We start from the raw sequence: 13,538 nt of genomic DNA on the forward strand, positions 1-13,538 counted from the left end.
CTCAATCTCCCTGGCACATCGCGCTGCCTGGTTTTGGGGCCACTGCGCAGCCCAGCGGGGATAAATCCCCTCGCCACAATGAATCGAAAAAGCCTTGTGAACGGTACTACGGTATCGGGGAAGGCTTGGCAGCTCTTACAATGCCCGCTTCCCCCGCATCGGCCTGAACATGGACATCGACCTCGCCCGCACCTTCCTGGAAATCGTCCGCCACGGCAGCCTCGCCGCAGCGGCCGAAAAGCTGCACGTGACCCAGACAGCGATCACCGCCCGGGTCCAGAAGCTCGAAAGCCAGCTCGGCTGTGCGCTGTTCGTGCGCAACCGTGCCGGCGCGCGCTTGACCGCCGACGGCGAGGCCTTTGTGGTTTACGCCAACCAGTTGGTGCAAACCTGGGAAGCCGCCCGCCGGGACTTGCCACTGCCCGAAGGCTATCGCAACGTCCTGCATCTGGGAGGCGAGGTCAGCCTGTGCAACCCCTTGATGCTCGCCTGGGCCGGAGAACTGCGCCAGAAGATCCCCGGTCACGCCCTGCGCATGGACATCCGCGACGGCGAGAAACTGCTGCAGCAGTTGGAACTGGGCCTGCTGGATGCGGCGGTGGTCTATCAGCCTGAATACTGGCCGCGCCTGCAGGTGGAACAGCTGCTGGAAGAAAAACTCATCCTGGTGCGCCTGGCCGCCCGTCCCGAGCCCTACGTGTACATCGACTGGAGCGCGGACTTCCGGCGCCAACACGACACCGCGCTGCCAGACAAGGCCAAGGCCGCCGTGACCTTCAACCTCGGCCCCCTGGCCCTGCAATACATTCTGGAAAACGGCGGCAGCGGTTACTTCCGCACGCGGGTCGTGCAGAGCTACCTGGACAGCGGCATCCTGGAGCGGGTGCCCAAGGCACCGGAATTCAATTACCCGACCTACCTGGTCTACTCCCGCGATCGGGATTCAGCGGCATTGCAGCAGGCCTTCGAAGTGCTGCGAGAGATCGCCAAGACCGGCAGCGACTGGTCGCAGCGCTGGGATCCATTGACCTGACAGGTTGGGCGACAAGGCATGGGAACCGTTGTGGCCAGAGCTTGCCCCCGTCCGAGTGCGCAGCGCTCGCAAAACCCAGGGGCAGCTACGCAACCCAGCGGGAGCAAGCTATGGCCACAACAGCCCTTCGCGAAACGAAGGATCGGGTTCTATCGCTCGCTCTGCATGTGAGACACGATCTCGTCCTTGATCAGCAATCGCTTCTTCTTGAGCGCCTCCAGAACCTCGGCGGGCAGCGCGGCGGAGGACGGCTTCTCGGCGTCGACCACCTCGGCATCCAGTTGAGAATATTTTTGAAGTAACGAGTCGAGCCTTGGATTCTCGCTGCGTTTTTGCTGAATTTGATCTTTGGTGTAGTTGAGATCCTGGCACAAATCGTGGGACACCGGCATGGAACACCTCCTTTGATGGATCGGTGGCAGGCGTCCTTTCAACGCCCGTCGATTATCAGGATGGCCTCGTTGACGGGGTTCTGTCGACCGCCAATCCGACCAGCGGTGACCGTTCGTCGTACCGCATCGCTTGGCGATCAAACCTTTGCCCGGGCACAACCCTCCATTGATCAGAGACGACAAGAATCGCTCGTTCACCTGTATGGAGACTTACCTATGAACACATTTATCCTGCGTCAACTCGGCCTGGCAGTGGCCCTGAGCACCAGCATGGGCATGGCCTGGGCCGCGACGTCCAACGACTTCGTCGACGACGCGGCGGTCGGTGGCATTGCGGAAATCGAAAACAGCAAACTGGCCTTGGAAAAAAGCCAATCGGCGGACATCAAGACGTTCGCCAACACGATGATCACCGACCACACCAAGGCCAACGAAGAACTGAAGGCGCTGGCGAAAAAACATGACATCGAAGTACCCGACGACACCTCGCTGATGAATAAAGCCAAGGAGAAGATTCTCGAGGTGCGCGATGAGTCCTTTGATGCGGCCTACGCCAATAACCAGGTCAAGGCCCACGAAGAAACCATCGAGCTGTTCAAGAAAGAAGCCAACACCGTTACCGACGACAAGAAAGCTGGCAACACCGAACTCAAGGCGTTCGCCCAGAAAATGCTGCCGGCCCTGCAACACCACCTGGAGGAAGCCAAGAAACTTCAGGCGGCCCATCCAAGCAAGTAAGGGCTAGCCCGCCCCTTGAGCGGCCATAGGGCTCGCTCAAGAAAAAACGGCGCTTCTCCCAAGAGTGGAAGGCGCCGTTTTCGTACCCCACACTTTTATCAGGCCTCAAGCCCCTTGCGCGCAACCGCAGCGCCCGCCTGCAACGCCCTGCCAACCTGCCCTTCGAAATCCCCCAGGCTCATCACCTGCAAGGCAGCGGCCGTGACACCCCGGTAGGCCACCAAGGCATCGATCATCTGCTGGGCGTCACGGCTCGCCAGCAACTGGCTGCTGTTGACCACGACACTTTTCGCCGCCAGCTCTGCGATGTCGCCGGGTATGCCGGCCTGCATCGCCTGATTAGCCAGCGCCGTCATCAACAGGGCCGGAAAGGCCGGGCCAGTGCCCGAAAGCGCAGAGAGGTAATCAATGAAATCTTCTTTCTCGACCTCAGCCGCAGTGCCCACACATTCGAACACCTGCTGCACGAGGCTTTTCGTCGTCGGCGCTATCGCGCCAAAGCCATACCAAGGGGTAAAGGACTGCTCGATTTCCACCGCCGCGTTGGGCATCGCCCGCACGACCGCTGAAGCCGAGGTCTGCGCAGCAATCGCCTGCGCCGTGATCCCGGCCATCAGGGAGATCACCGTTTTACCCGTCGCATCGATGCCCAGGCTGGCGAAATGCTCGGGGCGAACCGCGAGGATTACCACGTCGCTGCGATCCACCAGGTCCTGATTGTCCGTGACCAGGCAAGCACCTTGTTGAGCCAACGGATGGTTGCCCGAGCGATTGGAAATGATCAGGTTTCCCGCCGGCACCAGTCCCTTCGCCAGGACCGCCTTGGCAATCGCACCGCCCAACCAGCCAGTGCCGCCAATGATCCCCACGGTCTCAGTGATCATCGCCGTTGCTTTCGAACGTGTCGGTCAAGGGCACAAAGACCCCGGATTCTTTTTCGGCATAGCCGAACTTCCCGTAGAAACGATCCAGCTCACGCTGCTTGGGGACTTTGCCGGTGAAGATGCTCACGTAATGCGGGATGCGCTGGAAGCGCACGGTGATCAACTCAGTCGTGTTCATGGTGATGTAGCCGATCTGCGTCAGGTAGATCGTTCGGGCCCGTGTATCAGCCCCCTGGTTGTCGTAGCCAAAGCGCTTGAACATGTTCGCCAGGGCGTTCATGCGCTGCTCGTCCACCACCGCCACCTCTTGGGCCACTTCAGCGGACTGAAGCGCCCAACTGCGCACGGCGAACTCGAACTGCGAGTCGAACAGCTGCGGGTTGAGCCAGCACTCGAACACATTCAGGATCGCCTCGGAAATGCTCTCGGCATAGCTTTCACTTTGCCGTATCAACCCCCCCGTGTTGGTCTCCCGCCAACGCGACAGCAACGCAGCCAGCAGTTGCTCGCGGTCCTCGAAAAACCAGTAGAAGCTGGTGCGTGACAAACCCAGGCGCTTGGCCAGTGGCATGACCCGGACCGCATCGATGCCCGACTCCTTCAGGGCCTCGTAGGCGGCTTCCAGCCAACCCTCCGGCGAGCCTCGCCAGCCCGCGTCCTGGGCCTTACTACGGGCCTTCCCTACCTGCGGCATCGTGCGCCTCCGTCTTCAAATACGTGATAGAAATGTACCCTGATGATCTCTTAATGTACACATGAGTACATTTCATTGACCCGACAGTCCTCAGCGCTTAAAGACCAGCAGTATGGAGCCCCGACCACCGTTCCAGTCGAACAAGCCGGACGCAGGCATGAAACAACATCTCCGTGAGGCGCGCTTGGTTGTATCTCCAAGAGGCAAGGACTCTAAAACAACAACGAGCCGCCATTATGATTTTTTTGCTGAACACCGCCGAAAGAACTTCGCCATCCGGCCAAAGAATGCCGGAACGACTGCCTTTGTCATACCGCTCATCTGTCATCCACTGCCCAAATCCAGATAACGGCCAACGCGAGTTCATCGTGCAGGCGCTCTGTGCCGCTTGAACCCTTGGCCCACGGATATCAACCATTTGAAGCGAGGCCATCGATGCTCGAGCCAGGACAGAACCTAGCCCCGCCAGGTAATGCATCGCCAAGCGATAACAGCACTTCAAGCCTGCCGTGCGATTGGGTCAGCCATCCAATCCCGTGCCCGGGTGGTTGCAGTTGTTGTACCTGCCGGCCGGTTCCGGCGTAACGCCCATGATGTCGATGACCCGGGCCGCCCGCGACATGGTCGGCAATCTCGACATCGTGTTTGTGCACCAATCAGACCGCGCTGTCTGCCACCAAGAAAGCCCGCCCTCCTCCTGCAGCCAGGGTGTTTGTGGCACCTGCAAGACCGTCCTGCTCCAGGGTACGGTGGAGATGAACCACAACGGCGGCATCAGGCAACGGGAAATCGACAAAGGCCTGCGCTTGCTGTGCTGCAGCAAGCCCACTTCTGATTTGGTTCTCGATCTTTAGCCTTGCTTCAAGCGTCAGCCGCTTCCGTCAGTGGCTGGGGAAACGGTCGACGCTTGATGGACCGGGCGACCTAGCCGACTTTCACGTTCATGGTGATGCGCGCCGTGAAGACCTTCACACCACCCTCGTCGAAGATCTCGACCGGGACAACCTTGTCCCCCGAGGTCTGCCAATCGATGTCGCTACCGTCGGCAATGGCGTGGATAGATGTCTTGGCCTTGGCCAGGTATTCGACGGTCATGCCCTTAGGGATCCAGCGGGCACCACTGGGGATGGACACCTCGGTCATCATGCCGCCCGCCAGTTCTGCCGCGTTGCACAGCGCGATCGCGTGAACGGACGCCAGGTGATTGGTGATTTCCTTGCGAAACGGCACCCTCACTTCACCGCGCCCGGGCGCCAACACCGAAATTTCCGGGTTGATGGTGCCGAAGTACGGTGCCATCTGGCAGGCCATATTGCTGAAGGCGGACGGACCAACGCTTTGGTACATGCTGAGAGTCTGGCTCATGGGGTATCTCGGGTCAGGTGGCTGAAGTCATGAACAGAATATTACTCTTTTACAGAATACCACTCTGTTACAGAACATTATTCTGTATATATCCACCCTGTCAATCGCTCGTGTCGAGTCTGCGTTTCAATTACCATGGCCCCTTTTTGACTGGGCCGAAAAATGGAACCTGTCGATCTCCTCGAGCGCTGCTACCCAGGGCGTCGTGCCGAGTCCAAGCGGCACATCCTCCGATGTGCCCTGGCGCTGTTCAACCAACAGGGCATAGAAGCAACCACCATCGACATCATCCGTGCCGAAAGCCAGATGAGCGTGGGGGCCATTTATCACCATTTCGAGAACAAGGAAGGCTTGGTCGCGGCGTTATACATGACAGCCCTGGATGATCAGGCGCGGCTCAGGGACAGCTACCTTGGCGCTGTCACGTCGACCCGCGAATGGGTGCATGCCCTGGTGTTTAGCTACGTGGATTGGGTGGTCAGCCAACCCGACTGGGCACGATTCCAGTACCAGGCGCGCTTTGCAGTGGCGCGCAGCAGCTTCAACGAACGGCTCGCCGAGGCGAATCTGGCCAGGAACGCCGCACTCAAGAAATGGTTCAGCGACCCGGCCCACCAGCAGGATTTGCAGGACCTGCCTTTTGAGCTGATCCCGTCACTGATCATCGGTTCTGCGGAGAGCTACTGCCGTGCCTGGCTCTCTGCCCGCGTCAAACGCAACCCTGAAGCCTACCGGCAGCAATTGGCCGAGGCCGCCTGGCGCGCCGTTGGCGCCGGCGAGTGAGCCATTCGTCCTGCGTTTTTCCCGATCCCGCCATACTCGCCACTTATCAATAAATCTCAAAAACAGCCAAACACGGCCGATACCCAGGATAAGACCCCGCCACTGGGGCGCAGGACGGAACGGTAGGTCAGTTATGACAGAGATTTATTTGCTGATAGCGCACGGCACGGATCAGGGCGAAGCTTACGTGCTGGGCTGGTTCGATGACCGGAGCAAGGCCCGGGAAGTGGCCGAGCAGAAAGAATGGGAGGCGTACCGCGCCAGCCTGAAGGAAAAACATCCATGGTCCAGCCACAAACCATTGGCACCGGACCAGACGGACTATCGCCGCTACTGGATCAAGACCATTTCAAAATTCGAGCATGTGCCAGTGCCAAGGTCCTTTGCGGTTCATTGATCACCACGAATGAATATTCAACGAAACGAGCGTTATCGGTGGCGGTCTAGACGATTAAGCCCATCCGATGAGAGCGTGATTATGTTGAAATTCCTTGGCGGCACCGTAGGTATCATTTTCCTGATTGGCCTGATCGTGGTGATTGCGCTGTTCAAGTTCATTTTTTGAACGTGGCAGCGGCGGTCTTTGGCTCGGCTCTGTAGGAGGTGGCGAAGCCTGCGATTTTTTGATCTTTCGCTTGGGACTCAAGTGGCTAGGGAAAGATCGCAGCCTCGTTGCACTCGTCAGCTCCTACACGGCTGCTACAGGCTTAACGGGGTTTGGCTCTGTAAGTTCGCGGACCTCATCCTCACCCTTACTTTGGCCCGTAGGGATTCAAAGTAGTCGCCATTCACTGGAACAGTGGGAGCCGACTCGGCCCCGTCCAATACCAAGCCACGCTGGTGCTGCCGATTCTGATCCTTGCGAATCAGTTCCCGTACATATTCACTACGGGTACTGTAGCCTCGCTGCCTAACCTGATCGTCTATGAAGGATCTGAGAACGTCCGGCAGGGTGATGTTCGGGGTAGTCATGGCTTCGACTGCTTTTGACAAACATTTGTCGAACCTAACACCCTCGAGCCTGCCTCGCCAGGTGTCGAGTTCGCGGCAAAACTTGTAGTCCTTGGCCAACCATCAAACGCTCCGGTCGCATCGACATGACAGACAGAGACACGGCTCTTGCTGACTGGGAACCGCTGCAGCTTGAATGGCATCAAGGCTTCGCGTTCATGGAAGGTCGGCTGCTGGGCGACGGGCAAGTGCCTGATGTGTACATCATGCTCAACCCTGAAGGCGCACGACCCGACGAGTTAGCCCAAGCTGCCAGCGCTGGGCATTATCCGTCCTCGCCCTTGCTGGCCGGTCAGCCGGTGTGGCGGCATCGACGAAACCCTTGGGTCCTGCGCGACGCCCTGCGTGATTACTACCTGCTTCCGGCCTACCGGGAGCGCCATGGCTACCACGCGCTTCAGGCCCTGCCGTTTCGGTTCGACAAAGGCCTGGAAAACCTCGGCCACCAGTACTGGCGTGACGCAACCGGCGCCTATTGGTTCGGCGAGTACGCGATCAGCCAAATTCCCGAGGCACGCCCCGACAGCCTGACCCTGCTGACATCGTCCCCCGCCTCGGTAACTTCAGCGTCCGCCCTGTTCAGCGACGGGGTCAATATCTTTTTGCAGGGGCAATTTATCGCCAGCGCCACGGCGCGGGTGCGGTATTGCAACCATCCGTCCTATCGAGTGATCGACGATCAGATCTACAAGGGCTTCAAGCCCCTGCACCAGAAGGACGGCACGCCGCTGCCGGTCGCAAATCCGGACGACTTCCAGATGCTCGCCCATCGCTGGGGCACCGATGGGCAGTCGATCATCGTGCAAGCACAGCAAGGTTCGAGCATTTCCTATGAATACTTCTACCGCATCGACAATGCCGACTTGGCGACCTTCACCGTGCTTAACGAACGCTACGCCAAGGACAAGCAACGCGCCTATTACCTGACTGGCAAGACCATCCGCTACGTTGGCGATTTCCACCTGCTCAAGTGCAGGCAGCCGGCGTTCGATGAGTACGGCCGCGTGGTCAGCGCCGCTGAATACGAGGATGACTATTTTGCCGTGGACGACAGTTTCGTCTACGCCGCCGGGACCCGCTTGCGTGACGCCCATGGCCCGAGTTTTCGCCACTTGGGTTTCGACTATTACCGTGATCACCAGCACGTCTACAGGCGCCAGAAACGCCTCGATGTCGACGCGGAAAGCTTCGTCGTGACCCAGCTTTGTCGCAATGACCAGGATTACTCCCCTGTGCTGGCAGGTGACAAGCACGGCCCACTGGGCTCTGGCGGCATCATCGATGCGGCCATGCAAAAGGCGTGGGCTCCTTACTTCGAAGCCCATCCGCAGTTGGAAGGTTATTGGTGGCACCGTTTGCAGACAACGACTGAGGCCGCGCAAACGCACACGGAAACGCTGCCGTTACGGGCCATCGGTCTCGGTTTTGAACTGGGCGACCAAGTGTATTTCCATGGACGCGTGATCAACGGGCTGGACGCAGCGAGTTTCAAATTGCTCGACACGCACCTGTGCGGCGATGCCCAGGGCTTGTATCTGATCCCGTTTCATAACGCGCAAACGGAAGTGCCCGAACGGTTTTCCCAAGAACCCGCGGAGCACTTCCGCTCACTCGGGTCGCCCTACCTGACAGACGGCAAAACCGTGTTCTGCCACCGGGTTTTCTATCATCCCCCCGAACCGATTCGTAAGGCCCACGCGGCCACTTTCGAGTCCTGTGGGCATGGTTGGGCCAAGGATCGGGATGCGCTGTATTACTACGGCGAGGCGAAAAAACGGCTACACCCCTCTGAGACCAGCATTCTTGGTACCTATGCCGTCAGCCCTACCCTGATCCTCTCGGAAGGCAAACCGTTGGATGTGGCGTTCGACCCCGATGAAGTCCGCGTGCCCCATCCCGATTTCCTGCAACTGGGCACGCGCAAATTGTTCTGCCACCGACGCCCGTTGAGCGCCAAGCGTATCGACCTGGCCAGCTTCGAATTCCTGACGGACCGCTATGCCCGAGACAGGCACCGAATCTACCACTACGACGGTTATGCGACCCTGACCGAAGTTGATGAAGCGCATTATCAGGAATCTCTCGGCCAGTCGGCGGCAAGCGTCTAGAACTGGGTCACGACCGTAACCCCTGCCGTGTCAAACCGATCCATGTTCATGAGCGCATCAACCGATTGCTCAAGGCTGATGGTCTTGCCCACCAGTTTTTCAGGCGCCAACTTGCCGGACGCGATCATTTCCATCATCGCGCCGTAACGGTGAGCCTGCATGCCATGGCTGCCACAGATCTCCAGCTCGTAGGCAATGACCTTGCTCATTGGGATTGCCGGCGTGCTGTGGTCGGCCAGCATCAAACCGACCTGGACATGCCTGCCACGACGTCTCAGATTATTGATGGAGTTGAAGCAGGTTGCTGGATGACCCAGGGCATCCAGGGAGACGTGAGCGCCGCCCTTCGTGATCTCAAGCACCGCCTCGGTGACATCCGCCACACGGCTTGCGTTGACCATCGCGACGGCACCGAGCGACTGGGCAAGCTTGAGCTTATCGTCGCAGATATCGATGGCAATAACATTCGCCCCGATAGCATGAGCAATCATCACCGCGGACAACCCCACACCACCACAGCCATGAACCGCCACCCACTGGCCCGCCGTGACCTTGCCTTGATCGACAACCGCACGAAACGACGTGACGAAGCGACAACCCAGGCTCGCCGCCGTGGCGAAGTCCATGTTTTCCGGCAGCGCAACCAGGTTCAAATCCGCCTTGTGAATCCCCACATACTCGGCGAAAGAACCCCAATGGGTGAAACCCGGCTGAAACTGGCTGTGGCACACCTGCTGGTTGCCGCTATTGCATTCCGGACACGCGCCACAGCCACCGACAAAAGGCACGGTAATGCGATCACCCACCTTCCATCGGGTGACATCCCGCCCCACCTGCGCCACGATTCCCGCCAGTTCGTGACCGGGCACATGGGGCAGCCGAATGTCAGGATCGTGACCTTTCCAGCCATGCCAGTCGCTTCGGCATACGCCCGTGCCAAGGACTTGAACCACCACACCGTGATGCTCGGAGGTCGGGTCCTCGACCGTCATTAAACGAGGGGGTTGAGAAAAGGCTTCGTAAACTACGGCTTTCATGAGGATCCCTCTACTTTAGAAAAGCGCTCTGTCTGGATACTGGTTCGCGGACCGACCTGGCCACGAAGCAACGCCAACAGTAACCACAAATCCCCCGGCACGTAAGAATCGCTGGCGCTTAGAGGTTGCAGCTGTACTGATATTCGAAGGGGAAGAATACGGTATCGACCACCCATGAAAAGGGTGGGTCCAGGTTGCTAACCTGGCTTTGGAGGCCTTTGCAGATTTTGCGCAGCCTGAAACGAAAAAGGGGACCAAGCCAGTGAATGGCTTGATCCCCTTTCAAAATATGGTCGGGACGGAGTGATTCGAACACTCGACCCCTAGCACCCCATGCTAGTGCGCTACCGGACTGCGCTACGCCCCGACTAGGCGTGAATCTTGTTCCGCTTCTCAACGGAACGCTCAGGAATATATCGCAAGCTTTTGAAAACTGGAAGATTTAAAAGCAGAAATTTATTTCTTGAGCACCACCAGCACATCTTCGAGCTCGGCGATCATCTGGCGGATCATCTGTTTGTACTGGGTTGTATCGTCCTTGGCCTCATCACCGGAGAGGCGCAAGCGCGCGCCGCCGATGGTGAACCCCTGGTCGTACAGCAGCGCGCGGATCTGTCGGATCATCAGTACGTCTTGTCGCTGATAATACCGGCGGTTTCCGCGGCGCTTGACCGGGTTGAGTTGAGGAAACTCCTGCTCCCAATAGCGCAGCACGTGCGGTTTTACCGCACACAGCTCGCTGACTTCACCAATGGTGAAGTAGCGTTTGCCCGGGATGACGGGTAGTTCGTCGTTATGACTTGGTTCCAGCATAAGCCTCAACTCGGGCCTTCAACTTCTGCCCTGGACGAAAGGTGACCACACGGCGAGCCGTGATCGGGATTTCTTCTCCCGTTTTCGGATTGCGGCCAGGCCGCTGGCGTTTGTCCCGAAGGTCGAAATTGCCGAAACCGGACAATTTGACCTGTTCGTTGTCTTCCAGAGCGTGCCTGATTTCTTCGAAAAACAGTTCGACCAATTCTTTGGCCTCCCGTTTATTCAGGCCCAGCTCCTCATACAGACGTTCCGCCATCTCAGCTTTCGTCAGAGCCCCCATACGTCACTTCCTTAACGTGGCGTTCAACCTGTTTTCGAGCGAGGTGAGGATGTTCTGCGTTGCGGTATTCACCTCATCGTCATTAAGAGTGCGCGATGGATGCTGCCAGGTCAAGCCGACTGCAAGGCTTTTTCTATGCGGATCAATGCCTTTACCCTGATACACGTCAAATAGCCTGAGGTCCGTGAGCCATTCGCCTGCATTTTCACGGATTACGTCCAGCACAGCGCTGGAAGCAACGTCGCGATCGGCCAGCAACGCCAGGTCACGCCGCACTTCAGGAAAGCGCGATAACTCCTGGAATTTCGGCATTTTCCCCTGGGCCACTTCGGCCAAGACCAGCTCGAAGACGAATACCGGACGATCAAGGCCGAGGGTTTTCGCCAGTTCAGGGTGAATAGCGCCCACATAGCCGACTTCGCGCCCGTCCCGCTCAATGCGTGCGGTCTGCCCCGGGTGCAACGCAGGATGCTTGCCCGGTACGAACGTGAACGCGTCGAGTGCGCCGGCGAAGCCCAGCACCGCTTCGACGTCAGCCTTGACGTCGAAGAAATCGACGACATCGCGACCTTGCGCCCAGCCTTCCGGCAGGCGACTGCCACAGACGACACCGGCCAGCATCGGCTCTTGCTTCAAGCCTTCCAACTGACCGACAAAACGCAGGCCGCTTTCGAACAGACGCACGCGATCCTGCTGGCGGTTCAGGTTGTGCTGGAGCGACTTGACCAGGCCCGGCCACAGGGACGAGCGCATGGCGGCCATGTCATTGGAAATCGGGTTGGCCAGCAACAGCGGCTCGACGCCCGGATTGAACAGCTCGAACTGGCGTGGATCGATGAAGCTGTAGGTGATCGCTTCCTGATACCCACGGGCCACCAGCAGGCGGCGCAGTTCAGGCAGGTCGCTACGGGCTTCAGCCTTGGCCTGTGGGGCCAGGCGCGCTTGCGGGTAGCGAACCGGTAGGCGATTGTAGCCGTACAGGCGGGCCAGTTCTTCGATCAGGTCGACTTCCAGGCTGATATCGAAGCGATGGCTTGGCACTTCGACGCGCCACTGCCCTGCCCCGTCGGCGTTGATGTTCAGGCCCAAAGCACTGAGCAGGCGTTCGACTTCGGCCGGGGCCATTTCCATGCCCAGCATCTGAGTGATGCGCTGGGCACGCAGGGTGACCGGTGCAATCTTGGGCAGGTGCTGTTCGCTGACGGTCTCGATGATCGGGCCGGCTTCACCGCCAGTGATTTCCAGCAGCAGGCCAGTGGCGCGCTCCATGGCTTCACGGGCCAGCTGCCAATCCACACCACGCTCGTAGCGGTGCGAGGCGTCGGTGTGCAAGCCATAGGAACGCGCCTTGCCAGCGACGGCGATCTGGTCGAAGAACGCGCTTTCCAGGAATACATCGCGGGTCGTGGCGGATACGCCACTGTGCTCGCCGCCCATTACGCCGGCAATCGCCAAGGCGCGGGCGTGGTCGGCAATTACCAGGGTGTCGCTGCGCAGGGTCACTTCCTGGCCGTCGAGCAGCACCAGCTTCTCACCCTCTTCGGCCATGCGTACGCGGATGCCGCCGTTGATCTCGGCGAGATCGAACGCATGCAGCGGTTGACCCAGCTCCAGCATCACATAGTTGGTGATGTCCACGGCTGCGTCGATGCTGCGCACGTCGGCGCGACGCAGGCGCTCCACCATCCACAGCGGCGTCGGCTTGGACAGATCGACGTTACGGATCACACGGCCCAGGTAACGCGGGCACGCCGCCGGCGCCAGGACTTCAATCGAACGCACTTCGTCATGCACGGCCGGCACGGTCGCGACCACTGGACGCGTCACGGGGGCGGCATACAACGCGCCGACTTCACGGGCCAGGCCGGCCAGGGACAGGCAGTCGCCGCGGTTCGGCGTCAGGTCGACCTCAATGCTTGCATCGTCCAGGCCCAGGTATTCACGGATGTCTTGGCCCACCGGCGCATCAGCTGGAAGCTCCATCAAGCCATCGTTGCCTTCGCCAACCTGCAGCTCGGCCTGTGAACACAGCATGCCGTTGGACTCGACGCCACGCAGCTTGGCTTTCTTGATCTTGAAGTCGCCCGGCAGTTCAGCACCGATCATGGCGAACGGAATCTTCAGGCCCGGGCGCACGTTGGGCGCGCCGCAGACGACTTGGAAGGTTTCCGCACCATTGCTGACCTGACAAACCCGCAGTTTGTCAGCGTCCGGGTGCTGCTCGGTGCCCAGCACCTCACCCACCACCACGCCACTGAAATCACCGGCGGCCGGCGTTACGCTATCGACCTCAAGGCCGGCCATCGACAGGCGAGCAACCAGCTCGTCCCGACTTACCTGCGGGCTTACCCAGCCGCGCAGCCATTGTTCACTGAATTTCATCCTGCTCTCCTAATA

Annotated in this window: 15 protein-coding genes, 1 tRNA gene and 1 pseudogene; 7 read left to right on the forward strand and 10 right to left on the reverse strand. The window is 59.3% G+C overall.

The window, feature by feature from the left end:
* The first annotated feature begins 169 nt into the window (after nucleotides 1-169).
* Entirely contained in the window at nucleotides 170-1,033 is an 864-nt protein-coding gene (locus tag AB4N80_RS23580) for a LysR family transcriptional regulator (protein WP_305481333.1), read from the forward strand.
* Nucleotides 1,034-1,182: 149 nt separating this feature from the next.
* Here AB4N80_RS23580 and AB4N80_RS23585 read toward each other — a convergent pair whose 3' ends face one another.
* Nucleotides 1,183-1,425, reverse strand: a complete 243-nt coding sequence (locus AB4N80_RS23585; protein ID WP_122568184.1) for a YdcH family protein — start codon at nucleotides 1,423-1,425, stop codon at nucleotides 1,183-1,185.
* A gap of 216 nt (nucleotides 1,426-1,641) precedes the next feature.
* Here AB4N80_RS23585 and AB4N80_RS23590 point away from each other — a divergent pair, with 216 nt between their 5' ends.
* A complete protein-coding gene (locus tag AB4N80_RS23590; RefSeq protein ID WP_354336882.1) occupies nucleotides 1,642-2,163 on the forward strand; it encodes a DUF4142 domain-containing protein in 522 nt (173 codons plus the stop codon).
* A gap of 98 nt (nucleotides 2,164-2,261) precedes the next feature.
* On the opposite strand, the gene AB4N80_RS23595 is transcribed toward AB4N80_RS23590, so the two are convergent.
* Both AB4N80_RS23595 and AB4N80_RS23600 read right to left on the reverse strand, forming a co-directional pair.
* Nucleotides 2,262-3,047, reverse strand: a complete 786-nt coding sequence (locus tag AB4N80_RS23595) for a pyrroline-5-carboxylate reductase family protein (protein ID WP_354336880.1) — start codon at nucleotides 3,045-3,047, stop codon at nucleotides 2,262-2,264.
* Complete coding sequence (locus AB4N80_RS23600; RefSeq protein WP_122568181.1) at nucleotides 3,037-3,741, reverse strand: TetR/AcrR family transcriptional regulator; 705 nt, start codon at nucleotides 3,739-3,741, stop codon at nucleotides 3,037-3,039. The genes AB4N80_RS23595 and AB4N80_RS23600 overlap by 11 nt, the downstream gene beginning before the upstream one ends.
* A gap of 654 nt (nucleotides 3,742-4,395) precedes the next feature.
* Here AB4N80_RS23600 and AB4N80_RS23605 point away from each other — a divergent pair.
* Nucleotides 4,396-4,595 (forward strand): annotated as a pseudogene (locus tag AB4N80_RS23605) (2Fe-2S iron-sulfur cluster-binding protein); the annotation flags it as partial.
* Between the two features lie 70 nt (nucleotides 4,596-4,665).
* Here AB4N80_RS23605 and AB4N80_RS23610 read toward each other — a convergent pair.
* Nucleotides 4,666-5,106 carry a hotdog fold domain-containing protein gene (locus tag AB4N80_RS23610; protein WP_122568180.1) on the reverse strand — a complete coding sequence of 147 codons (441 nt, stop codon included), beginning with the start codon at nucleotides 5,104-5,106 and terminating at the stop codon, nucleotides 4,666-4,668.
* A 162-nt stretch (nucleotides 5,107-5,268) separates the two neighbouring features.
* Between AB4N80_RS23610 and AB4N80_RS23615 the strand changes: the two genes are divergently transcribed.
* The 3 genes from AB4N80_RS23615 to AB4N80_RS23625 all read left to right on the forward strand — a co-directional run bounded on the left by AB4N80_RS23615 (nucleotide 5,269) and on the right by AB4N80_RS23625 (nucleotide 6,454).
* Nucleotides 5,269-5,889, forward strand: coding sequence for a TetR/AcrR family transcriptional regulator (locus AB4N80_RS23615; protein ID WP_122568179.1), 621 nt, complete (start codon nucleotides 5,269-5,271; stop codon nucleotides 5,887-5,889).
* Between the two features lie 133 nt (nucleotides 5,890-6,022).
* On the forward strand, nucleotides 6,023-6,286 hold the full coding sequence (locus AB4N80_RS23620) for a hypothetical protein (RefSeq protein ID WP_003203536.1): 264 nt from the start codon (nucleotides 6,023-6,025) through the stop codon (nucleotides 6,284-6,286).
* Between the two features lie 81 nt (nucleotides 6,287-6,367).
* Nucleotides 6,368-6,454 (forward strand): small membrane protein YohP, encoded by an 87-nt coding sequence (locus AB4N80_RS23625; protein ID WP_442087941.1) that lies wholly within the window; start codon nucleotides 6,368-6,370, stop codon nucleotides 6,452-6,454.
* 134 nt (nucleotides 6,455-6,588) lie between these two features.
* Here AB4N80_RS23625 and AB4N80_RS23630 read toward each other — a convergent pair whose 3' ends face one another.
* The gene (locus tag AB4N80_RS23630) at nucleotides 6,589-6,861 is read right to left on the reverse strand and encodes a ribbon-helix-helix domain-containing protein (RefSeq protein WP_122568411.1); all 273 of its coding nucleotides are present in this window, start codon (nucleotides 6,859-6,861) and stop codon (nucleotides 6,589-6,591) included.
* Nucleotides 6,862-6,986: 125 nt separating this feature from the next.
* On the opposite strand from AB4N80_RS23630, the gene AB4N80_RS23635 reads away from it, so the two are divergent.
* Nucleotides 6,987-9,008: a DKNYY domain-containing protein gene (locus AB4N80_RS23635; RefSeq protein WP_460079085.1), complete on the forward strand. Its 2,022-nt coding sequence runs from the start codon at nucleotides 6,987-6,989 to the stop codon at nucleotides 9,006-9,008.
* Here the strand turns inward: AB4N80_RS23635 and AB4N80_RS23640 are convergent.
* From AB4N80_RS23640 to pheT, 5 genes are all read right to left on the reverse strand, one after another.
* Nucleotides 9,005-10,045 (reverse strand): zinc-dependent alcohol dehydrogenase family protein, encoded by a 1,041-nt coding sequence (locus AB4N80_RS23640; RefSeq protein ID WP_460079088.1) that lies wholly within the window; start codon nucleotides 10,043-10,045, stop codon nucleotides 9,005-9,007. The two genes, AB4N80_RS23635 and AB4N80_RS23640, sit on opposite strands and share 4 nt — an antisense overlap.
* A gap of 290 nt (nucleotides 10,046-10,335) precedes the next feature.
* A tRNA-Pro gene (locus AB4N80_RS23645) sits at nucleotides 10,336-10,412 on the reverse strand.
* A gap of 89 nt (nucleotides 10,413-10,501) precedes the next feature.
* Nucleotides 10,502-10,858 (reverse strand): MerR family transcriptional regulator, encoded by a 357-nt coding sequence (locus AB4N80_RS23650; RefSeq protein ID WP_003179985.1) that lies wholly within the window; start codon nucleotides 10,856-10,858, stop codon nucleotides 10,502-10,504.
* Nucleotides 10,839-11,141: an integration host factor subunit alpha gene (gene ihfA, locus AB4N80_RS23655; protein WP_002553164.1), complete on the reverse strand. Its 303-nt coding sequence runs from the start codon at nucleotides 11,139-11,141 to the stop codon at nucleotides 10,839-10,841. Before ihfA ends, AB4N80_RS23650 begins: the two co-directional genes overlap by 20 nt.
* Before the next feature lie 3 nt (nucleotides 11,142-11,144).
* Nucleotides 11,145-13,523: a phenylalanine--tRNA ligase subunit beta gene (gene pheT, locus AB4N80_RS23660; protein ID WP_122568173.1), complete on the reverse strand. Its 2,379-nt coding sequence runs from the start codon at nucleotides 13,521-13,523 to the stop codon at nucleotides 11,145-11,147.
* Nucleotides 13,524-13,538 lie beyond the last annotated feature (15 nt).

Source organism: Pseudomonas sp. H3_A02, from assembly GCF_054671965.1.